General features: G+C 54.5%; 22 protein-coding genes and 2 pseudogenes. 15 read left to right on the top strand and 9 right to left on the bottom strand.

Translation table 11 applies throughout. The features are described from left to right. Positions 1-209: 209 nt before the first annotated feature. From pseB to ELB75_RS12070, 8 genes are all read left to right on the top strand, one after another. Positions 210-1208: a UDP-N-acetylglucosamine 4,6-dehydratase (inverting) gene (gene pseB / locus ELB75_RS12105; RefSeq protein WP_126984109.1), complete on the top strand. Its 999-nt coding sequence runs from the start codon at positions 210-212 to the stop codon at positions 1206-1208. Positions 1209-1353: 145 nt separating this feature from the next. Next, positions 1354-1854, top strand: coding sequence for a hypothetical protein (locus ELB75_RS12100; protein WP_126984108.1), 501 nt, complete (start codon positions 1354-1356; stop codon positions 1852-1854). Positions 1855-2389: 535 nt separating this feature from the next. Next, complete coding sequence (locus ELB75_RS12095) at positions 2390-2767, top strand: immunity 22 family protein (protein ID WP_126984107.1); 378 nt, start codon at positions 2390-2392, stop codon at positions 2765-2767. 106 nt (positions 2768-2873) lie between these two features. Further along, a complete protein-coding gene (locus ELB75_RS12090; protein ID WP_126984106.1) occupies positions 2874-3338 on the top strand; it encodes a hypothetical protein in 465 nt (154 codons plus the stop codon). Positions 3339-3580: 242 nt separating this feature from the next. Then, positions 3581-4495: a TIGR01777 family oxidoreductase gene (locus ELB75_RS12085; RefSeq protein ID WP_126984105.1), complete on the top strand. Its 915-nt coding sequence runs from the start codon at positions 3581-3583 to the stop codon at positions 4493-4495. Between the two features lie 84 nt (positions 4496-4579). Further along, positions 4580-5614 carry a phosphoribosylformylglycinamidine cyclo-ligase gene (purM, locus tag ELB75_RS12080; protein ID WP_126984104.1) on the top strand — a complete coding sequence of 345 codons (1035 nt, stop codon included), beginning with the start codon at positions 4580-4582 and terminating at the stop codon, positions 5612-5614. Between the two features lie 80 nt (positions 5615-5694). Beyond that, on the top strand, positions 5695-6696 hold the full coding sequence (locus tag ELB75_RS12075; RefSeq protein ID WP_126984103.1) for a ubiquitin carboxyl-terminal hydrolase: 1002 nt from the start codon (positions 5695-5697) through the stop codon (positions 6694-6696). Positions 6697-6749: 53 nt separating this feature from the next. After that, positions 6750-8051, top strand: coding sequence for an adenylosuccinate synthase (locus ELB75_RS12070; protein ID WP_126984102.1), 1302 nt, complete (start codon positions 6750-6752; stop codon positions 8049-8051). 68 nt (positions 8052-8119) lie between these two features. On the opposite strand, the gene ELB75_RS12065 is transcribed toward ELB75_RS12070, so the two are convergent. The 5 genes from ELB75_RS12065 to ELB75_RS12050 all read right to left on the bottom strand — a co-directional run bounded on the left by ELB75_RS12065 (position 8120) and on the right by ELB75_RS12050 (position 10588). Continuing rightward, positions 8120-8479, bottom strand: coding sequence for a YbaN family protein (locus ELB75_RS12065; RefSeq protein WP_164726943.1), 360 nt, complete (start codon positions 8477-8479; stop codon positions 8120-8122). Positions 8480-8818: 339 nt separating this feature from the next. Continuing rightward, on the bottom strand, positions 8819-9058 hold the full coding sequence (locus ELB75_RS12760; protein ID WP_206501461.1) for a hypothetical protein: 240 nt from the start codon (positions 9056-9058) through the stop codon (positions 8819-8821). Continuing rightward, complete coding sequence (locus ELB75_RS13080; protein WP_277600821.1) at positions 9055-9183, bottom strand: hypothetical protein; 129 nt, start codon at positions 9181-9183, stop codon at positions 9055-9057. Before ELB75_RS13080 ends, ELB75_RS12760 begins: the two co-directional genes overlap by 4 nt. A 123-nt stretch (positions 9184-9306) precedes the next feature. After that, entirely contained in the window at positions 9307-9513 is a 207-nt protein-coding gene (locus ELB75_RS12055) for a hypothetical protein (RefSeq protein ID WP_241236091.1), read from the bottom strand. Positions 9514-9622: 109 nt separating this feature from the next. Then, on the bottom strand, positions 9623-10588 hold the full coding sequence (locus ELB75_RS12050) for a PhoH family protein (protein ID WP_126984100.1): 966 nt from the start codon (positions 10586-10588) through the stop codon (positions 9623-9625). A 354-nt stretch (positions 10589-10942) separates the two neighbouring features. Here ELB75_RS12050 and ELB75_RS12045 point away from each other — a divergent pair, with 354 nt between their 5' ends. Further along, complete coding sequence (locus tag ELB75_RS12045) at positions 10943-12025, top strand: porin (protein ID WP_126984099.1); 1083 nt, start codon at positions 10943-10945, stop codon at positions 12023-12025. A gap of 139 nt (positions 12026-12164) precedes the next feature. Next, positions 12165-13322, top strand: coding sequence for a UDP-4-amino-4,6-dideoxy-N-acetyl-beta-L-altrosamine transaminase (gene pseC / locus ELB75_RS12040; RefSeq protein ID WP_126984098.1), 1158 nt, complete (start codon positions 12165-12167; stop codon positions 13320-13322). A 175-nt stretch (positions 13323-13497) separates the two neighbouring features. Here pseC and ELB75_RS12035 read toward each other — a convergent pair whose 3' ends face one another. Beyond that, complete coding sequence (locus tag ELB75_RS12035) at positions 13498-14310, bottom strand: formate/nitrite transporter family protein (protein WP_126984097.1); 813 nt, start codon at positions 14308-14310, stop codon at positions 13498-13500. Between the two features lie 438 nt (positions 14311-14748). On the opposite strand from ELB75_RS12035, the gene ELB75_RS12030 reads away from it, so the two are divergent. Next, positions 14749-15639: a DMT family transporter gene (locus ELB75_RS12030; RefSeq protein ID WP_126984096.1), complete on the top strand. Its 891-nt coding sequence runs from the start codon at positions 14749-14751 to the stop codon at positions 15637-15639. Between the two features lie 143 nt (positions 15640-15782). Here ELB75_RS12030 and adhP read toward each other — a convergent pair whose 3' ends face one another. Then, positions 15783-16820, bottom strand: coding sequence for an alcohol dehydrogenase AdhP (adhP, locus tag ELB75_RS12025; protein ID WP_126984095.1), 1038 nt, complete (start codon positions 16818-16820; stop codon positions 15783-15785). 297 nt (positions 16821-17117) lie between these two features. On the opposite strand from adhP, the pseudogene thrB reads away from it, so the two are divergent. From thrB to ELB75_RS12015, 4 genes and pseudogenes are all read left to right on the top strand, one after another. Then, a pseudogene (gene thrB, locus ELB75_RS12020) lies at positions 17118-18023 on the top strand (homoserine kinase); the annotation flags it as partial. 63 nt (positions 18024-18086) lie between these two features. Further along, entirely contained in the window at positions 18087-18383 is a 297-nt protein-coding gene (locus tag ELB75_RS13315) for an avidin-fold protein (RefSeq protein ID WP_488782856.1), read from the top strand. A 177-nt stretch (positions 18384-18560) separates the two neighbouring features. After that, positions 18561-18685, top strand: a pseudogene (locus ELB75_RS12755) (IS5/IS1182 family transposase); the annotation flags it as partial. A gap of 202 nt (positions 18686-18887) precedes the next feature. Beyond that, positions 18888-19691, top strand: coding sequence for an outer membrane beta-barrel protein (locus tag ELB75_RS12015; protein WP_126984094.1), 804 nt, complete (start codon positions 18888-18890; stop codon positions 19689-19691). 274 nt (positions 19692-19965) lie between these two features. Here the strand turns inward: ELB75_RS12015 and ELB75_RS12010 are convergent, their stop codons facing one another. Next, positions 19966-20760 (bottom strand): thymidylate synthase, encoded by a 795-nt coding sequence (locus tag ELB75_RS12010; RefSeq protein ID WP_126984093.1) that lies wholly within the window; start codon positions 20758-20760, stop codon positions 19966-19968. Between the two features lie 440 nt (positions 20761-21200). Further along, positions 21201-21929: a TIGR02117 family protein gene (locus ELB75_RS12005; RefSeq protein WP_126984092.1), complete on the bottom strand. Its 729-nt coding sequence runs from the start codon at positions 21927-21929 to the stop codon at positions 21201-21203. Positions 21930-21956: the final 27 nt, after the last annotated feature.

The following is a 21956-nucleotide window of genomic DNA, read 5'->3' as shown; positions in this document are numbered from 1 at the left end:
ATGGCTACTCCAAATAGGAGTGAGGCGAGCTGAATCCACGCTGTTATTTCCATTTGGGCTGTGTGCTGCCGCCTTTCAGGTAGCCTGCGGCATGATAGAAGCCGCCGAATGCCGGTGCTATAATCCGCCACTTCATATTACGCTGCTTCCATTAAAATAATTTTGCGGTAGAATCAGCTACTCTATTAAGTCAAAACAAAAGGTTATCTATGCTTTCCAACTCCACCATCCTCGTAACCGGCGGCACCGGCTCGTTCGGCAACACTTTCGTGCCTATGACCCTGGCCAAATACAATCCCAAAAAAATCATCATCTTCTCCCGCGACGAAATGAAACAGTGGGAAATGGCGAAAAAATTTCAGGGCGACAAACGCGTGCGCTTCTTCATCGGCGATGTGCGCGACAAAGACCGCCTCTACCGCGCGCTCGACGGCGTGGATTACGTCGTCCATGCCGCCGCCACCAAAATCGTCCCCACCGCCGAATACAACCCGTTCGAGTGCGTGAAAACCAACATCAACGGCGCGATGAACCTGATTGATGCCTGCATCGACAAAGGCGTGAAGCGCGTCGTTGCCCTGTCCACCGACAAAGCCAGCAGCCCCGTCAATTTATACGGCGCCACCAAGCTCGCCAGCGACAAACTCTTCGTGGCAGGCAACGCCTATTCCGGCGAACACGGCTGCCGCTTCGCCGTGGTGCGCTACGGCAACGTGATGGGTTCGCGCGGCTCGGTAATCCCGTTTTTCCTCACCCAGCGCGCACGCGGCACGCTGCCGATTACCGACCCGCGCATGACCCGCTTCATGATTTCGCTGGAACAGGGCGTGGAGCTCGTGTGGCACGCGTTTGACGACATGGTGGGCGGCGAAATTTATGTGAAAAAAATCCCGTCGATGAACATTTGCGATTTGGCCGCCGCCGTCGCCCCCGAATGCGCGCAGGAAACCGTCGGCATCCGCCCCGGCGAAAAACTGCACGAGCAGATGATTGGCGCGGAAGACTCGTTCCATACCTACGAATATCCCGAACACTTCAAAATCCTGCCCGCCATCAACGGCTGGGACAAAACGCCCGAGCGCATCAAAAACGGCGTGAAAGTGCCCGAAGGCTTCGTGTATGCCAGCGACAACAACACGGAATGGATGACGTGCGAGGAATTGCAGGCATGGATTGAGGCGAACAAAGAGAAAATCGGCGCGATTTGAGTGCTGTTGTAAAAGTGCAGGCTGCTTTTGAAACGGGTTTCAGTTTCAGGCAGCTTGCAACTGTATGGCATAAATACCCGCCCTACAGCTGCTCCGCCCATGCTCCGCTTGCTTTGCCCATAAATAATTATTGGAGATATATATCATGCATTGCTTTATCTGTGCAGATGATGAAGATTTTCTATTTTTCATTAATAATTTCATTAAAGAAAATAATCTCTATGCCTTTAATGTTGATATTCAAGAATGGAGCTCGTTTATCGCTCATAAAGATGGTTCTCATTTGTCATCTATGCTATTTTGCTATCTACTAGATGAGCAGAGTTACATAGAAATAAAAAATATCCCATATAATTATAAAGATTTTTCTAATTATATACGAATACAAAAAATGTTTGATGTAGGAAATGACATATCTACTGCTGATATAGCATGTTCTAATAAAAGTAGCTTAAAACAAATTTTCCTGAAACTTAAACGTAATGCAGTAAAAAAATTCAATAAAGGAATGAAATGGAGTAATGGAGAAAATAATACTTTGCTCTCTACTTATTTATGGTCAAGTAAAATTGATCCAAACAAGAAGCTATATCCAAGTGGCGACATTGGCGGGAAAAATCGAATTACCCCAATAAATAACAAATAATAAGGTAGCAAGAGTAGCCTGTTTGAGTAGTGTGTGTGCGAAACGCACGCACACAGTTTCTCAATTTTCAGGTAGCCCCTATCAGGCTGCCTGAAAACACAGCTTCAACGCAGTTAAAAAGTGCAAACTACCTTTTAACGGCTTCAAAACCCTAAAAAGCAGCCTGCACCCTACCTACCAAAACAGCGACGAACCCTGGCATACGTCTTCTACAACAACAGACTAGAAACTCTGCCCGCCTTACTGGCACACTAACCAAATCAGCATACTGAGGAAAGAGAGCAACTAGTTCGGCAACCTGCTGTGGTTAGGCAAAAGAGGTTAAAGGCATTCAACAATATATTAGTCAAGTTAAGTCGAAAGATAGTTTGCGATTTTGAGGAGGTAAGTATAATTTTTCCTTTTTCCTCAGCAGAAAAGGCTAAGGACCTACGATTTAGTACAGAAGACTTGAAGGCAATGGGTATTTCGAAAAAAGGCTGCATAATAAACACATGAGGGTTGGTAAATGCGAACAATTTAAGGAGCATACAGAATGAATGTAGATGAAATGAGTAATGCGGTATATGACCGTTTTGATAAATTACATTTGTGGATCGGATTTACTAGAAAAAGTGAATATTCTTATGAAGAATATTTTGAACAAGATGATTTGCCAGAAGGAAAATATTGTAAATTTTGTCAAGATATTGGTTTAGATGAAGAGTATGATGAAGATTTTATTGGAATATTGCCATTATTAGAGGAGCCTGTAGAGCTTGATGAAATTATTGAAGAAATTCCCATTCATGAGGATGATGCCCCTCTGCTAAAAAAGAGATGTCACGAACTAAATATTAATAAAGTCAATGCTATTTTTGGTATTCAGATCCAGATCTTAGATTTAATCATGATAAAAAATTTAATGGAATAAAATATATCGGGATATTCAAAGCAGAATAAGCAAACGTAGTTCGCCTGTGTGGTGTGTATACGCTCCGCACCCACGCGGTTTTTAGTTTTCAAGTATCCCGAAATCCATGCGCAACTTTATTTTCCTAGTTTTCCTCGCTCTTCTCCCCCTCCCCGCCCTTGCAGGCAGCGATGCTGCGGAAGCCTATGTAACCGGCGTTTCTGGCAGCCAAGGCAGCTATCGGTTTGCCGTCCGCCAAACAGGGCGAACCATCCGTGCGGACGGCTGCACGCAATACCGCGTCCGCATCACTCCGCCCCAGCGCACGTTTTGGGACAAACTCAATATAGGCACCGGCGGGCTTGACCCCAGCCATCCTACCGCCGAGCAAACCCGAGCCGCCGTATTGCTGCAACGCCATGCCTCCGAACAAAAGCCCCTGCAAATCGGCTATCTCGGCAGCAGGCTTGCCCCCGACCCGCCGCAAAAATGCCTGTATCACGGTACGGGCATGGCGGTTGAGGCAAGCGATACGGTGATGGTGTATCAAGACGGGCGTGAAGGACTCTGTCCGTATTTATCCAATCCTTAAGATGGCAGATTTTCAGGTAGCCTGCATCCGCAAAAGGCTACCTGAAAATCCTCGGCGGTTCTTTATAGAGGTCAGCGGAACGGCATTGGCTCGCTTGCCGTATTGCTTGTGCCGCCCGCAACCCAACCCGCACTACCGAAAACTTGCATGCCCGCCGAGAACATGGCAGGCTACCTGAAAATCCTTCATGAAAGAGAAACCATGTTTCAGGTAGCCTTTTCTTTTGCCGGCCGGAGGTGCGCATGAGCCGACAAACCATCGTAATTATCGGCGGCAGCGGCTTTATCGGCCGCCATCTGGCCGCGGCGTATCAGGCTGACGGGCATCGTGTGATTATCGTTAGCCGCCATCCGGCTCGTGCGCGGGAGGTGGATAAGCGTTTTGAATACATCGCCGCGCTGCACCACCTCTACGACAGCATCCGCCCCGATTTGCTGATTAACCTGGCGGGGGCGTCGGTGGGCGAAGGCCGCTGGACGGCGCAGCGCAAGCAGGAGCTGTTGCAAAGCCGCTTGCAGCCGGTGCAGGCTGTGGCCGACTGGCTGCGCCGCCACCCGCAGCCGCCGCGCCTCATCATCCAGGCTTCCGCCGTGGGCTATTATGGCAACGGCAGTGCGGATGGCTGGCCGCCGTGCATGGAAAATGCGCCGCCGCAACATGTTTTCCCTTCGCAGCTGTGCCAGCAATGGGAAGCGGCGATACAGCGCGTACAGCAGGAGAGCGGCGTGCCGGTGGCCGTGTGCCGCTTTGGCGTGGTGCTGGGCAGGGACGGCGGCATTTTGTCGCAGCTGCTCAAACCGGTGCGCTACTGTGCAGGTCGGCTTGGTAGCGGTGAGCAGCCCCTGCCGTGGGTGCATATGGATGATGTTGTGGCCGCCATCCGTTTTCTGGCCACACAAACACACAATGGCTTTCAGGCTTACAACATTACTGCCCCCAAGCGCACCACCCAACTCGACTTTGCCCGCGCCGCCGCCCAACGGCTGCGCCGCCCGCTGTTGTTTTCCGTTCCCGAGCAGATGTTGCGCCTGATGCTGGGCGAGCAGGCCGATTTGGTGTTGGACGGCCAATTTGCCCCGCCGAAAGCCTTGTTGCAGCAAGGATTTGAGTTTGCTTTCCCCGCCATTGAGTGTGCGCTTGACAACCTGCTGAATTAGGCCGCCCAATTCAATCCTTAGCTGCTGCTTAAAATCAGGTAAAATAGCGTTTTCCTGTTTTAAATTTTTCCCCGAAAGAGTGCCATGACCCAATCCCTCAGCTACCGCGATGCCGGTGTCGATATCGATGCGGGCGACCAACTGGTTGAAAACATCAAACCCTTTGCCAAGCGCACCATGCGCCCCGAAGTGTTGGGCGGCTTGGGCGGCTTCGGCGCACTGGTGGAAATCAGCAAAAAGTACCAAAACCCCGTACTAGTGAGCGGCACCGACGGTGTGGGCACCAAGCTGAAACTGGCGTTTGAATGGGATATCCACCACACCGTGGGCATCGACCTGGTGGCCATGAGCGTGAACGACATCCTGGTGCAAGGCGCAGAACCGCTGTTTTTCCTCGACTATTTCGCCTGCGGCAAGCTCGATGTGGCGCGTGCCGCCGATGTGATTAAAGGCATCGCCGCGGGCTGCGAACAATCCGGCTGCGCCCTGATTGGCGGCGAAACGGCCGAAATGCCCGGCATGTATCCCGAAGGCGAATACGATTTGGCCGGCTTCGCCGTGGGCGTGGTGGAAAAAAGTAAAGTCATCAACGGCCGCAGCATCCGGCCCGGCGACGTGGTGCTCGGCCTCGCCTCCAACGGCGCGCACTCCAACGGCTATTCCCTCGTCCGCAAAATCATCGAGCGCAGCAATCCCGATTTGGATGCCGAATTCGACAGCGGCAAAACCCTGCGCCAAGCCATCATTGCGCCCACCCGCCTGTATGTGAAACCGATCTTGGCGGCACTGGAAAAATTTGAAATCAAAGGCATGGCACACATTACCGGCGGCGGCCTCACCGAAAACATCCCGCGCGCACTGCCCGAAAACTGTGTGGCACAAATCGATGCACAATCCTGGCCGCTGCCCAAGCTGTTCCAATGGCTGCAACAGGTCGGCAACGTGGAGCAGCAGGAAATGTACCGCACCTTCAACTGCGGTATCGGCATGGCCGTTATCGTGCCTGCCGAACAGGCTGAGGCAGCGCAAGCCTTCCTCGCCGAACAAGGCGAAACCGCATACCGCCTGGGCATAATCCGCGAACGCGCGGGAAACGAACATCAAACGCAGGTGGCATAAATAGTTTCAGGTAGCCTCACTTAAAGGCTACCTGAAAAATCCAAGTATTTCTTATTTATTAAGATTAACAAGGAGAAGCAATGGGCGTCTATCGCTGTAACCATTGTAAACAACTAGGAGAACATCCTGCACAGGAAGGTGCCGTATGCCAAAAATGCGGGCAACCCGTTATCGTTTACGATACTGTGTATTTCATCAGCCAGCTGATTAACCGATACGTTGCTGTTATGCGTGAATTAAATGCGTTGAAAGAGCAGGAAAGCGAACAGGTTTCTAATTCAGCAAATGAGGCCACACAATCAAGTGATGCCAATCCGCTGCACGGTATTAAATTGTCTGATACCGAAGTTCTAAGCACCGCACAACAGCATTTCGGATTGGCACAATGGTTCGTCGACAAACAAATTACCCCAAACTTCGACTATTCCGCCGTGGATATGAGCGGCTATTACGATGAGGCTGCTGAGCGTATCGGGCAGCATTACAACGTATTCAAAGACATTATCAGCAGAATTACCTGGTCATACCGCAATAGTCATAGCGGGCTGAATGTGGATTTGAAGAAATATTCGCAAAAAGAAGCACAGCAAATTAACAATATTTGTCGCGAGTTTTATAGCCACACTCTGTTTTCCCGTTATTCTTATCAAAAACAAGATAAACTCATCCACTTGAAGCTACAAAGTGCCTCACCTATCCGCCAATTTTTTAGCGGTGAATGGCTGGAATGGTACGCGCTCGGGCAGATATTGAAAGAAGCCAAGCAACGGGGGAAAACTTATTCTTTCTCTTGCGCCAGAAGCTTAGAAATTCGTTTCGCGAATGAAGACCTGCATGAACTGGATGTCGTCTTTCTGCCTGCTGGCAGGCAGCCTTTGGTAATCGAATGCAAAACCGGTGAATACCGTCGTGATTTGGATAAATACCTTACCCTACGTAAACGGCTGAATATTCCTGCCGAAAACTTTATCTTACTGGTTACCGACATAGACGAAGCACAGGCCAAGGCTTTCAGCAGTATGTATGAATTAACATTTCTGACCCTGCCCATGCTACCTGAGCACATTAAGGTGCTAATGTAGGCAGAAGTACAAAAAACCATTTCTACCAATTAACAAATAAAGGCAACAACATCATGGCAAAAAATATCGTAGTAATCGGCGCGCAATGGGGCGACGAAGGCAAAGGCAAAATTGTAGACTGGCTGGCCGAAGAGTGCGCCGGTGTGGTGCGCTTCCAAGGCGGCCACAATGCCGGGCACACGCTGGTGGTAAACGGCAAGAAAACCGTGCTGCGCCTGATTCCCAGCGGCATCCTGCATGAAAACCTGCATTGCTACATCGGCTCCGGCGTGGTGGTTTCCCCCGAAGCCCTGCTCGGCGAAATCGACGAGCTGACTGCTGCCGGCGTGAAAAACGTGGCCGACCGGCTACACATCGCCCCCACCTGCCCGATGATTCTGCCCTACCACATTGCGCTCGATCACGCCCGCGAAGCCTCCAAAGGCACTGGCAAAATCGGCACCACCGGCCGCGGCATCGGCCCGGCTTATGAAGACAAAGTATCCCGCCGCGCCATCCGTTTGGGCGATTTGGCCAATACCGAGCTCTTGTCCGACAAACTGCGTGCCAACCTTGAAGTATATAACGTGCAGCTGCAACACCTGCATGGCGCAGAGCCCGTGCAGTTTGATGACGTGATGGCCAAAATCAACGCCTTCAAAGAACGTATTCTGCCGATGCTCGCCGACGTGTCGCTCAGCCTGCATGACACCATCCGGCGCGGCGAACGCCTGCTGTTTGAAGGTGCTCAAGGCACGCTGTTAGATATCGACTACGGCACTTATCCCTTTGTTACCTCCTCCAACTGCTTGGCAGGCGCTGCCTCTGCCGGGGCGGGCGTGCCGCCGCAGGCCTTGGATTATGTGCTCGGCATCGTGAAAGCCTACACCACCCGCGTCGGCTCCGGCCCCTTCCCCACCGAGCTGTTCGACGACACCGGCAAAGGCCTGGCCGAACGTGGCAACGAATTCGGTTCGGTAACCGGCCGTGCCCGCCGTTGCGGCTGGTTTGATGCCGCCGCACTCAAACGCTCCATCCAAATCAACGGCATCAGCGGCCTGTGCATCACTAAGCTTGATGTGATGGACGGCATCCCCGAAATCAAAATCTGCACCGGCTACACCCTGCCCGACGGCAGCACCACCGATATCCTGCCCTTCGGCAGCGATGCCGTGGCCGGCTGCACCCCGATCTACGAAACCTTACCCGGCTGGACAGAATCCACCTTCGGCGTACAAAGCTTTGACCAGCTGCCGGAAAACGCCAAGGGCTACCTGAAACGCATCGAAGAGGTGTGCGGCGCGCCCATCGCCATCGTCTCCACCGGCCCCGACCGCGTGGAAACCATCGTGCTGCAGCACCCGTTCACCAGCTAACCGGCTTCTATGGGATGAAGAAAGGCTACCTGAAAATTTTCAGGTAGCCCTTTTGAATGCCCTCAATCTCACTCGCTCGGCAACCGCCACATCCATACTGTTACCAACAAACACACCACCGCCATACCCGCCCCCGCCCACCAACGTTCGGGAAAACGGTACAGCATCCACACGCACGAGCAAGCCATCATCAGCGCCGACAACACCTTGCCCTTCAAAGGAATGGCCCGTTTGCGCTCCCAATTGCGCACCATCGGGCCGAAATGGCGGTGTTCGCTCAGCCAACGGTGGAAACGCGGCGACGTGCGCGACCAACAGCCTGCCGCCAGCAGCACGAACGGCACAGTCGGCAAGCCCGGCAAAAAGATGCCGATAATACCCAAGAGCAGCGCCAGCCAACCCGCCAGCCACACAAAAGGCCGCCACAGCGGCAGGTAAGAATCGCGGCCGGTTTGCCGGCGATGCCGTATCCACGCCACTCCCGCCGCCAGCCCGGCCGCCAAAACCGCAATCATCCACTCCGTTCTACCCATTATTGCCAATTCTCCCGCAAGATTTGGCGCGATTGTATCATTTGGCGAAGGGAATACGACTTATTCTTAATTGATGCGCTACGAGAAGTATTTCTCCCAATATTGGACAACCCCAAGGGCGGTTAAAGATTTAACCGACAATCCATCAGACAAATATCAACTACCACTGCATGATTAAAGGCTACCTGAAAACCCATCCGGCCGTTTTCAGGTAGCCTGAGGCATTGGCAAACCCTAACCTTTTGTCCGTTCCAACAGCATCAACATCATCAGCGACAGCGTAACCAATTCATCATGCGCGGCCGTGCCGGTTTTGTGCAGGCTGAAGCGCCGTTCCATGAGCGAAGGCTCTTTCTTCAGCAGATACGCCTCCTGCCCGGCGGCATCGGTTACTCCAAAGCTTGGGTTGAGAAAATAATAAACATGCCCACAACCGGAATCTCGCCCACCAGCGCATCCCAAAATGCCAATCACGGGTTTTTCTCGCGCACTTCATACAGCAGCCGGCTGCCGGCATCGTATATCTGGTAGGAAATACGCCACAGCGAGCGCATGCCGTTGCGCCGTATCGAGCCGAGCTCCTCGCCGTTTTCGTTCACAATCCGGTAGCAGGCGTTGAAATCTATAGTGGATTAACAAAAATCAGGACAAGGCGGCGAGCCGCAGACAGTACACACGTTACGGCAAGGCGAGCCAACGCTGTACTGGTTTTTGTTAATTCACTATATGATGCGGTCGGCCTGTATGCGGTATAGCCGCGTGCGGCGTGAGGCATCGCTAAAAATCTCCACGGCTTCCTTCAGCTTGAATATCTTCTGCCGCGTGTAGGCCACTTCCCTGCCTTCGGCATCCACCACGCTGAAATCGTTGGATGGCGTGGAGATTTTGAAATGGAAATGTAGCGGCAGTTGCAGGTTTTGCATCATCATTCTTTCTTGAAAGGTTGAAACAGAATTGGAGATAAGTTTCAGGTAGCCTCAAACCGTGTGCTTGCAGGCTACCTGAAAATGTATATATAAGATACAAAGGCGGCAAGCCCTACTCTTCCCGCTCCGCATCCGCAGCGTCGTAGGCATCTACAATTCTCTGCACCAAGGGATGGCGTACCACGTCTTCGCTGGTAAAGGTGTGGAAATAAATGCCATCGATGCCGTGCAGTTTTTCCCGCGCGTCTTTCAGGCCGGATTTAATGTTGCGCGGTAAGTCGATTTGGCTGATGTCGCCGGTAATCGCTGCCTTGGCGCCGAAACCGATACGCGTGAGGAACATCTTCATCTGTTCCGGCGTGGTGTTCTGCGCCTCGTCCAGAATCACATACGAGCCGTTCAGCGTGCGCCCGCGCATATAGGCCAGCGGGGCAATCTCAATCAGCCCGCGTTCCAGCAGCTTGGTAACGCGGTCGAAGCCCATCAAGTCATACAGTGCGTCATACAGCGGGCGCAGATAAGGGTCTACCTTCTGCGCCAAATCGCCCGGCAGGAAGCCGAGTTTCTCCCCTGCTTCCACAGCTGGGCGCACCAGCACAATACGTTCCACTTCGTGCTTGCTCATGGCGTCCACCGCCGCCGCTACGGCCAAATAAGTTTTGCCTGTACCCGCCGGACCTAGGCCGAACACAATATCGTGGCTGAGCAGCGCGCGGATATAGCCGTTTTGACGCGGTGTGCGCCCGCCCAGCTTGCCGCGCCGCGTTTGCAGGAAATACTGATGCCCGGCCTCGTTTTTCGGCACAAAAGCTTCATCTGCCGTTTTGGCTTCCACTGCCGAAAGCTGAATATCGTTATCGTCCAAATCCCGCTGCTCGGCCAGCTCGGCCAGCCTCAAAAGCGCCTCCCTTGCCGCATGGGCATGGTTGCCGATAAAGGTAAACTCAGCAAACCGCCGTCCGATTTCCACTTCCAGCGCTTTACCCAGCTTTTCCAAATTTTCTTCCAGCGGCCCGCACAGCCGTTGCAAAACCGTGTTGTCGATCTCTTCAAATTTCAGGTGTACAGTGTGGCTCATAAGCTCTCAAATATTCGTTGCAAACCTCCGGCTCCGCCTCTCTCAGCCTGCCGGAACAATATAATTTATAAGATGATAGGCCGTATCGCCCGCCAGGGCAAATCCCCTGCCGGACAAGCTTTAAACGGCATAAAGCCCAGCCCCTGCATAGCGCCACATTGTTGCATAAAGCATACAATTTAGCCCGCATCTGCCGTTTTGCCCGCGATAGGATTTGTTTTTTTGCCGCCGAACAATTATATTGCAGTCATGAAATCGCTAATGCGGCGATTGCGTGAGAGCTTAAATAAAGAAAGACGAAGTTTCTTTTTTAAGTGTGTATTTTTAGTTTAGACATAGATAAAGGAATGCAGCATGAAAAAAACCCTGATTGCATTAGCATTGGTTTCCTTGCCGGTTGCCGCTTCTGCAGAAGTTATTCTGTACGGTAAAATCCGTGGCGGTGTTGAATTTACTCGTGAAGGCACCTCTGCCCAGCTGAAGAGCGAAAGAAACGCTTGGGGCGTGGTTGACTACGGTAGCTACGTTGGCTTCAAAGGTTCTGAAGACCTGGGTGGCAACCTGAAAGCTATTTGGCAAGTTGAATCTAACGCCAGCTTGGACGGCGGCAGCTTTGTAAACAACCGCGACAGCTTCGTTGGTTTGGAAGGTGGCTTCGGCACCGTTAAAGTTGGTCGTGTAAGCACCCCGCTGAAACAAGCCCTGGATGCCCAAGACAACTGGGAATACAGCAACGAGGCTTTGGGTCTGTCCCGTTATACCCGTTTCGGTGCTCGTCGTACTAGCTTGAACTATCAGTCTCCTGACTTCGGCGGTTTCGACTTCGCTTTCCAAATGGCTCCCGGTACTAACGTACATGGTGATCGTACTAACGACGGCAAACCGGTATTCGGTTTGGGCTTGGGCTACAAAAACAGCGGCTTCTTCGGTCGTTATGCTGTTGAATATGCTCGTAAGACCCACACTGAAACAACTGCTACTGGTCTGAAAGACAGCCATGTTCACAACCTGAGCTTCGGTTACGACGCTAACAACCTGTATGTTGCAGCTGGTCTGCAGTATGGCAAAGGTGTAGCTGGCGACTTCACTGGCCGTGATACCTTTGATATTGCCAATTACACTCCTGCTGTTGCACCTGTTCCTCCTGCTACCACTGGTACTCCTGCTGACGGCGGTGCTGGTACTGACAAAACCAAAGAGGCTCAGATTTCTGCAGCTTACACTTTCGGTGCCGTTACTCCTAAAGTCTCTGTAGCATACGGTAAATCTGATAATCTTGGTGCCCGTTATACCCAAGCTATCGTTGGTGCAGATTATGCCTTCTCCCGCCGCACTACCGGTTTGGTATCTGTAGGTTGGTTGCGTGAGAAAGAAAATAGCCGCGCTAAAAACGTAAACAACTGGGGCGTGGGCACTGGCGTGGTACACAAATTCTAATTTGTGGCTAGCCTAGTCTAGTAACCCAACAAAAAGGCTTGCTTCGGCAAGCCTTTTTTGCTTATCGCCATCCATCCGCCTAGCCCGGCAAAGGCTACCTGAAAGCTCCAACAATCCAAACAACGGAGAAACCCCAAAAATGATCCCCTACGGCCGCCAAACCATTTCTGAAGCCGATATAGCCGCCGTCGTGCGCGTGCTCCAATCCGACTTCCTCACCCAAGGCCCGCAAGTGCCCGCCTTTGAAAACAGCCTGAAAGCCTATTGCGGCGCAGCGCACGCCGTTGCCGTCAATTCCGCCACCTCCGCCCTGCACCTCGCCTGCCTGGTTCTCGGCTTGGGACAAGGCGACAGCCTGTGGACCTCTCCCATCACCTTCACCGCCTCCGCCAACTGTGCCCGTTATTGCGGCGCGGATGTGGATTTTGTGGACATCGACCCGCACACACTCAATATGTCTCCCGCCGCGCTGGAAGTCAAACTGAAAGCGGCCAAAGTTTCAGGCTGCCTGCCCAAAATCGTCGTGCCCGTCCATTTTGCAGGCGAACCGTGCGATATGGCAGCCATTCACGCGCTCTCGCAACAATACGGCTTCAAAATCATTGAAGACGCTTCCCACGCCGTCGGTGGCAGCTATCAGGGCGGCAAAATCGGCAACTGCCGATATAGCGACATCACCGTATTCAGTTTCCACCCCGTCAAAATCATCACCACCGCCGAAGGCGGCGCAGCCCTTACCAACAGCCCAGAGCTTGCCGCCAAACTGGCCCTGTTGCGCAGCCACGGCATCACCCGCAATCCCGAAGAAATGAGCCAAGAGCCGGACGGGGCTTGGTATTACCAGCAAATCGACCTCGGCTACAACTACCGCATGACCGAACTGCAAGCCGCCCTCGGCGTGAGCCAGATGACCCGCATCGACGAATTCGTCACCCGCCGCCACGAACTTGCCGCGCGCTACGACCGCCTGCTTGCCCACCTGCCGCTTATCCTGCCGCAGCGCAACCCGCAAAACTGCTCCGCCCTGCACCTCTATCCCGTGCAAGTGCGCGCCGATAGCGGCAAAACCCGCCGCCAAGTGTTTGACTTCCTGCGGCAAAACGGCATCGGCGTCAATGTGCACTACATCCCCGTCCACACCCAGCCCTACTACCGCCAACACTTCGGCTTCAAAACCGGCGACTTCCCCCATGCCGAAGCCTATTACGCCGGCGCAATCAGCATCCCGCTGTATTTCGGGCTGACCGAAGCCGAACAGGATAAAGTAGTGGATGTGTTGGCGCACGCTTTCGGCTAGTGCACACCAATACGACAAAGGCTACCTGAAAACTGGTTTCAGGTAGCCTTTTTATAGTGGATTAAATTTAAATCAGGACAAGGCGGCGAGCCGCAGACAGTACACACGTTACGGCAAGGCGAGACAACGCTGTACTGGTTTAAATTTAATTCACTATAACCGCACGGTATGCCGGCTAAATCGAATAATCATCTTTCAATAAATGCTTATACGCGTGCAGATACGAGGCCGCCACAAACGCCGTGCCGCCGGCCACATTGCCTAGAAACACGGGAATCATATTGGCAAAAAACTGCCCCCACGACACATTCGCTCCCGCAAAAATGCCGGCCGGAATGATAAACATATTGGCCACAAAGTGTTGCAGCCCAATCAGCACAAAGGTCATCACTGGAAACCACATCGCCAAAATCCGCCCCGAAGTCTGCTTCGCGCCGAAATAAAACCAAATGCCCATGCACACCATCCAGTTGCAGGCAATGGCCGACACAAACGAGCGGCCAAAACTCATGCCCACCTTGGCTTCGGCAATGGCAACGGTTTTCGCCGCCGCCACGCCTTCGGTCAAGCCCACGAAATGCCCGAGAAAATACGCCATACACAAAGCCCCGGCCAAATTGCCCAAGCTCACGATCAGCCAGTTGCGCATCAGGTTGGCCACATTGATTCTTTTGCCAAACCAGCCCAGCCCCATCAGCATCATATTGCCCGTGGCCAGCTCGCCGCCGCCAATCAGAATACAAATCAGGCAGATAGGGAACACGGCCGCGCCCAGCAAGTTGGCCAGCCCCGACCATTCGGGCGGAATGCCGGTCACCACTTTTAAAAACGCCAAATAGCCGAAACCCACGTAACCGCCGCCCAAAAAGCTTAAAATCGCCAGCGTTTTCAGGCTCGAACCTGATTTGGCCTGAGCCTTTTGCAGGGAATCCTGCAAAATTTCATGGGGGTAGAAGTCGCGCAAATGTTCGGGTTTCACAAAATCCATGGCTTGTCCTTATCGGCAGTTCAACGGTGGCGAACTGTATCAAGCACTCAGTATTTTGTGAAAGAATGATTGCTTTTATGGAAATTGCCGCCGGTTATAAGCCGGTTTGTTTATGGCAAGAGCGAGCAATCTAATCTTGCGCCATCTCGTGAAGGCTTGCGTTTTCAGGTAGCCTAAATGGAACAATGTGTGCAGAAAACCGACCGTACATAGCAAATTGACTTCAATACAAGCCGGTAAGCTGCAAACAGTATGGAAATACGGCAAAGCGAACTAACACTGCAGAGAAAGCCCAATTGCTTTGCTGTATAGTAGGGGTTGTTTGCTTTAGCGCATGGTTTATTCGGAAAGCCTGTTTCTACCCTTGCTGGCGGTTATATGGGTGTAGTATACTGTTTACACTATAGTTTTTCGGCAGGATGTGCCTGAGGGGGAGCTGTGTTTTACCAAATTGTTGCGCTGCTTTTATGGAGCAGCGCTTTTATTGCGGCCAAATATACCTACACGATGATGGAGCCGGAGCTTATGTTGTTGTTTCGGCTGATGATTGCCTCTGTTCTGGCCTTGCCGCTGTGTTTGCGCTATTGGCGACAGATTGATGCGCGGTATTGGCGGGGTTTGCTGTGGCTGTCGTTTTTGAATTATGTGATGGTGATGATACCGGAATTTGTGGGGGTGAAATACACGTCGGCGGCCAGCGCCACCACGATTATCGGCTTGAGCCCGATTTTAACGGTGTTTATCGGCCACTTCTTTTTCTGCGACCGGGCGCATTGGTTTGTGTGGCTGTGCGGCGTGGCGGCGTTTGTCGGGGTGGCGCTGCTGATTGCGGGCGGCAAGAGCAGCGGGGAAATCAGCCTTTGGGGCTGCACGTTGGTGATGTTGGGCAATACGGTGTTTTGCGCGGTATTGCGCCCTTCGCAGAAGATGATTGAAAAGGTGGGGGTGCAGGCGTTTACTTCGATAACGATGGCAGTGGCGCCGCTGCTGTGCCTGCCGGCAAGTTTGACGCTGGCCGACAGCCTGCATATCGATTGGAATTGGCGCGGCACGCTGGGGCTGGTGTATTTGGGGGTGTGTTGCAGCTGGCTGGCCTACAATTTATGGAATATCGGGATGAAAACGGTGTCGGCGAATTTTTCAGGCATTTTGTCGGCGCTGGGTCCGATTTTCGGGGCGTGGCTGGCGGTGTTGATTTTGGGTGAGCAGATTTCGGCACTGTCGTGGCTGGGGATTGTGTTGGTAGTGGCGGCTACTTTGGCGGCGGTATTTGTACCGAAATGGTTGAGGCGTAGGGAGGTGGTGCAAGGGGTTCGTTATGTGGAATAAATAGGCAAGGAAAAGGCTACCTGAAAACGTGTGTGGCAACGAAGTTTAAACGCAGCACAGCGAGCTCTAAGGTTTCAGGTAGCCTCATCCGCAAAACAGGCCGCCCCATTTTTGGAGCGGCCTGTTTGTTTACAACCTAAGGCTTAGTGATGGCAACCGCAGGCTTTCATGTCGATAACCATACGGCCTTGGATTTTGCCGTCGCGCATTTCTTGGAAAATGGCATTGGCTTCGTCCAGTTGGCGCAGCTGCACCACGGGCACCACGATGCCTTCGGCGCCGAATTGGAAGGCTTCTTCCAAGTCTTTGCGTGTGCCCACCAGTGAGCCCACTACTTCGATGCCATCCAGCACTAGGCGCGGAATCGACAAATCCATGGTTTCTGGCGGCAGGCCGACGGCTACCACGCGGCCACAGGCGCGTACGCAATCTACGGCGGAATTGAATGCAGCACGAGACACGGCAGTTACCACGGCGGAGTGTGCGCCGCCGGTTTTCTCTTGAATGAACTTGGCCGCGTCTTGTTTGGCCGGGTTCACAATCAAATCAGCGCCGGATTGTTTGGCCAGAGCCAGTTTGTCGTCGTTGATGTCTACGGCGATCACGTGTGCGCCGAATACTTTCTTGGCGTATTGCACGGCCAGGTTGCCCAAGCCGCCGGCGCCGTAGATGGCAATCCACTGACCGGGCGCAGCGCCGGCCACTTTGATGGCTTTATAAGTGGTTACGCCGGCACAGGTGATGCTGCTGGCCTGGGCGGGATCGAGGCCTTCGGGCACTTTCACCGCATAATCGGCTTTCACCACGCAGTGAGTGGCCATGCCGCCGTCGGCGGTGTAACCGGCGTTCAGCACGCTGCGGCAGAAGGTTTCGCGGCCGGTGATGCAGTATTCGCAGTGGCCGCAGCTGGCAAACAGCCAGGCAATGCTCACGCGGTCGCCCACTTTCAGGGTGGTTACATCCGGCGCAACCTGTTTCACGATGCCGATGCCTTCGTGGCCGAGCACGCGGCCGGGTTTTTTACCGTAGTCGCCGGCGGCCACGTGCAAGTCGGTGTGGCACACGCCGCAGTATTCCACTTCCACCAGCGCTTCGCCCGCGCCCACGGCAGGGATGTCGCGCTCAACGATTTCTACGTTACCGTCGCATTGGGGGGTAACAACAGCTGCTTTCATCTTCATGGCTATGATCCTTGTGCTGGTTGATTGGTAAGTTCGGGGTTGCCCTCGGAGGCTACCCGGGTCAGAGTATGCACTCCGCCGGGAGTTGCCGTCAAGGCTTGGGAATAAAATAACTATTTGATTTAAATCATGTTACATTATAACCCTAAACCGGCTTGGGCTACCTGAAAACCAAAGTGGCCGGCAAGCCGAGCGTTGTCGCGGCCATGCCGCCCGCCCGAAGCCTTTCAGGTAGCCCGCTTGCTGTTTCATTTGCTAGAATGCCCGTTCCCCAACCACTTTGCCGCGATGCCCGCCATGTCTGTTTACACCAGCGTTTCCGATCAAGAAATCCGCCAGTTTTTAGAAGACTACGACTTAGGCAGCTTCGTGTCGCTGCAAGGCATTGCCCAAGGCGTAACCAACAGCAACTACTTCCTCGACACCGACCGCGGCCGCTATGTGCTCACCATCTTCGAGGTGCTCACCCGCGAAGAGCTGCCTTTCTTCATGGAGCTCAGCCAGCACCTCAGCCGCAACGGTGTGGCCTGCCCCGCGCCCATTCCCCGCCGCGACGGGCGCTTCGACAGCACGCTCGCCGGCAAACCCGCCTGCCTCGCCACCTTCCTCAACGGCCGCGACACCGCCGTGCCCGATGCCGCCCAATGCTTCCACACCGGCGCCATGCTTGCCAAAATGCACATCGCCGGGCAGAGCTTCGGCCAAAGCATGCCCAACCCGCGCCACGCCGCCTGGTGGGAAGCCGAAAGCCGCCGCCTGCTGCCCTGCCTGAGCAGTGAAGATGCCGCGCTGCTGCAAGACGAAATCGCCTTTCTCGCCGCCCACCCCGACAGCCACCTGCCCCACGGCATCATCCATGCCGACCTGTTCAAAGACAACGTGCTGCTCGACGGCATTCAGGTAGCCGGCTTCATCGATTTCTACTACGCCTGCAACGGCAGCTTCATGTACGACCTCGCCATCGCAGTAAACGACTGGGCGCGCCTGGCCGACAACCGAATCGACCCGCAGTTACAGCAAGCCTTTATGCGCGGCTATCAAAGCGTGCGCCCCCTCACCCCCGCCGAACAGGCCTACCTGCCCATCGCCCACCGCGCCGGCTGTATCCGTTTCTGGGTGTCCCGCCTGCTCGACTACCACTTCCCGCAGGGCGGCGAAATGACCTTCGTGAAAGACCCCGACGTTTTCCGCGACCTGCTGCTCTATTTCCGCCAAAGCCCAGCACCCGCCGCTGCCGAGCAAGCCTCGTTCAACCTCGACGGCAAAGTGTTCCAACCCGCCGAAGCAGGCCATGCAGGCGAAACACCCGAACGCTGCCGCTTCCGCCAAGACGGCGACACCGTGTGGGCGGAATACCAAGGCGGCGGCATCCGAAAAGGCTTCCTGCTCGGCCGCTACACCGACCGCAGCAGCATCGCCTACACCCGCCAACACCTCACCCTCGCCGGCGAAGCCCACAGCGGCAGCGGCCGCCTGCGCATCGAAACCCTGCCCGATAGCCGCCTGCGCCTGCATTTGTTCGGCGAAGACGGCGAAGCGGTGTGGGAGGAGTGTGCGCCGTAAGTCGGGAGGGATAGGGAAAGGCTACCTGAAAACGTAGCGCAGCGAAGTTTCTGCGTAGCTAAAGTTTCAGCTAGCCTTGAACAGGGTGTTGGATTCGAGAATCCGGCCTATGGCTTTTCAGGTAGCCTGAAAGAGGGAGGGCTACCTGAAAAATGTTGGGTTGCTCAACCCAGTATTTATAGTGGATTAAATTTAAATCAGGACAAGGCGGCGAGCCGCAGACAGTACAAACAGTACGGCAAGGCGAGACAACGCTGTACTGGTTTAAATTTAATTCACTATACTACTCACTGCGCCAGTTTTGGCTGCCTTTGTTAATAAAGGTAAAACCTGCCGCTAGAATTGTAAGCCTAGGCTCGGATGATTGATAATAAGTTCGGCTGAGGCGGCAAACCGCCGCAGGCAGGTTTGCCGCCTCAGCCCCCGCTGTGCAGCCCCCGCTGTGCAGCCCTTTTTTTCGGGCTTTTGCAGCATCGTTCATTTTCCAAACAAGGAGACCGAATTATGCAGAAAACCCTACTCGCCCTTTCCATCCTTTCCTTCGCCGCCGCCGCATCCGCCGCGCCCGATTCCCAAGAAACCCCGCTGCACCCGATTAAAGACGGGAGATATACCGTTACCACCGGCTACGAGCATCTCAATTCAAAAGTCAACGTTATCAAACAAAGCAGCGATGGCTTTGTTCTACGGGGTCGTGCCGATATCCCGCTGGCGCAACAGCACGCCATCCGTGCCGAGCTGACATATAGCCGCCGCAGTTCCGATATGAAAGAAAACGGCGTAACCACGGTGGACGGCGGCAAATCCGACGGCATCGACCTGTATGCGGGTTATTTGTACTCCCCGTCCGGTTTCAAGCAGGGCGGCCTGCGCGTGGGCGGCGGGCTGGGTTACGGTTATACGGATAGCAACGCCCGCGCACACCGCACCGTCCATGCCCCGAATGCTGTGGACCATAATTCAAGCAGCCTATACCTGAAAGCACAGGTAGAATACGAGCAGGACTTGGGCGGCGGCTGGAGCATCACCCCTTGGGGCGAAGCCACTGTCAGCGTGCGCCGCCGCGAGGAAACCAAATGGTCGCAGGCTTTTGCCGTACCCGATGAAACGCATAAAAACAGTAGCTATGGCCTAGGATTGGGTGTGGACGTGCAGAAACAATTTACCCCGAATCTGGCGCTGACCTTCGGCCCCTACTACCAATACGAGCATTACAAAACCCATGCCCGCGACCATGTCGGCGGCCATATCGATTCGTCCACCAGCCACGGGCACAACTTCGGCATCCGTGCCGGCCTGCGCTTTTAAACCGCCGCGCCTGTCTGCAATGCAAAGGCTGCCTGAAAACGTAGCGCAGCGAAGTTTCTGCGTAGCTAAATTTCAGGTAGCCTTTCTTCATCCGATTTATCGGCTGCTTGGGGGCGTGTAGGGTGTGCGCCGCAGGCGCGCACGCCGTTGTCCGTTATGCCAAGTTGACCGTGTTATTCCAAAGCCGCATGCGTGCGTTCCGCACGCACCCTGCATGGCTGCAATGGAAAGGCTACCTGAAATTTCAGGTAGCCTTTTTTGATTGCTGCCAGTATTACACCGCCACTTGTGCTTTGATGTGCGGGTGCGGGTCGTAGTTTTGCAGTTCGAAGTCTTCAAAGCGGAAGTCGAACAGGTTTTGCACTTCGGGGTTGAGCTGCATTTGCGGCAGGGCTCGCGGCTCGCGGGTGAGCTGGAGGCGGGCTTGCTCGAAGTGGTTGCTGTAGAGGTGGACGTCGCCGAAGGTGTGGATGAATTCGCCGGGCGCGAGGCCGCACACTTGCGCCATCATCATGGTAAGCAGGGCGTAGCTGGCGATGTTGAAGGGCACGCCGAGGAAGACGTCGGCGCTGCGTTGGTAGAGCTGGCAGGAGAGTCGGCCTTCGGCTACGTAAAATTGGAACAGGGCGTGGCAGGGGGGCAGGGCCATTTCATCGACGAAGGCGGGGTTCCAGGCGGATACGATGAGGCGGCGGCTGTCGGGGTTGCGTTTGATTTGCTCGACAACGTTGGCGATTTGGTCGATATGCCGGCCGTCGGGGGCGGGCCAGGAGCGCCATTGGTAGCCGTATACGGGGCCGAGGTCGCCGTTTTCGTCGGCCCATTCGTCCCAGATGGATACGTTGTTTTCTTTCAGGTAGCGGATGTTGGTGTCGCCTTTGAGAAACCAAAGGAGCTCGTGGATGATGGAGCGCAGGTGGAGCTTTTTGGTGGTGAGCAGGGGAAAGCCTTGGGCGAGGTCGAAGCGCATTTGGTGGCCGAATATGGAACGGGTGCCGGTGCCGGTGCGGTCGGATTTGTCGGTGCCGTGGCTGAGGATGTGCTGCATGAGGTGGAGGTAGGGTTGCATGGTGTTAGGGGCGGGATGTCGAAATGGGGTATTGTACACGTTTGGGGATGTGGGGGAGCAGCCATAGGTCGGATTCCCGAATCCGGCGCTTCCGGCATAACGGTTTTGTCGGATACGGGTATCCTGGCTACGGGTTCCGGCGAAGTGTCCGCCCGGCCAAAGTTTCAGGTAGCCTTTTTGTTTGGTGTGGGCGATATGAGCTTATGTGGGGGTGGGGTGGCGTGATTACCCCGTTGTTTGGTTTGCCGGTTCTTTCGAATTTTCAGGTAGCCTTGAACGGCAGGGTTGTGCTGTACCCGATGGTTTGAACTTCATTGAAGTTATAGTGAATTAACAAAAACCAGTACGGCGTTGGCTCGCCTTGCCGTAACGTGTGTACTGTCTGCGGCTCGCCGCCTTGTCCTGATTTTTGTTAATCCACTATATGTTTTCAGGTAGCCTCAATTGTCAGCTTGCGGTGTTGTTTCGGGCAGCCCTTCGTTTCCGTTGGTGGGCGGTTGGGGTGGGTGGTGCTGGAAGAGGCCTTGTTCGGTAATCGTCCAGAGGGCGGCGTCGGCGTGCATGGCTTTGAGGGCGTTGTTGGTCCAGGTGTTGCAGGTGTAGAAGAGGTTGTAGCTGCCGACGGCTTCGTAGAAGGCGTCGTTTCCGCCGTAGACCATATCGGTGGGAATGGGGATGGTACGGTCGTGTTGCCATTGCAGGCTTTGGCGGATGTAGGCGATGAGGCGGCGGTATTGGGCGCGGCTGATGCGGATGGGGGCGCAGCGGGTGCAGCCTTCGAGGCTGTGGTAGTAGGTGGCGTGGACGGCGTTGCTGGATAGGCCGGCGGCGGCTTTGAGGGCGGTGCTGGGGCGGAGGTCGGCCCAGGTGGGGGTGGTGAGGTAGAAGTTTTTGTCGCCCAGGCCGATGGCGAGCCAGGGGGCGTATTCTTGGCTGCGGGTGTGCTCGGCGGGGAAGACGGCCCGCCAGTCGGCTTCGCTGCTGAAGGTGGGGACGACGATGTCGGTGTGCACGCTGTTGGAGAGCAGCCATACGGTGATTTCGGGCTCGCCTTCGGGCCGGCCTGGGCTTTTGATATGGGGCAGCAGCCAAACGGCGGCGCCGTAGAGCAGGAGGAGGGCGGCCAGGCTGAGGAGGCTGCGGCGGATGAGGCGGGAAAGTTTGGGCATGGTGGTGTGCGGTTTGAGGCTACCTGA

The sequence above is a fragment of the Eikenella corrodens genome, from assembly GCF_003990355.1.
Taxonomy (GTDB): domain Bacteria; phylum Pseudomonadota; class Gammaproteobacteria; order Burkholderiales; family Neisseriaceae; genus Eikenella; species Eikenella corrodens_B.
This window is presented reverse-complemented; position numbering and strand designations above follow the sequence as displayed.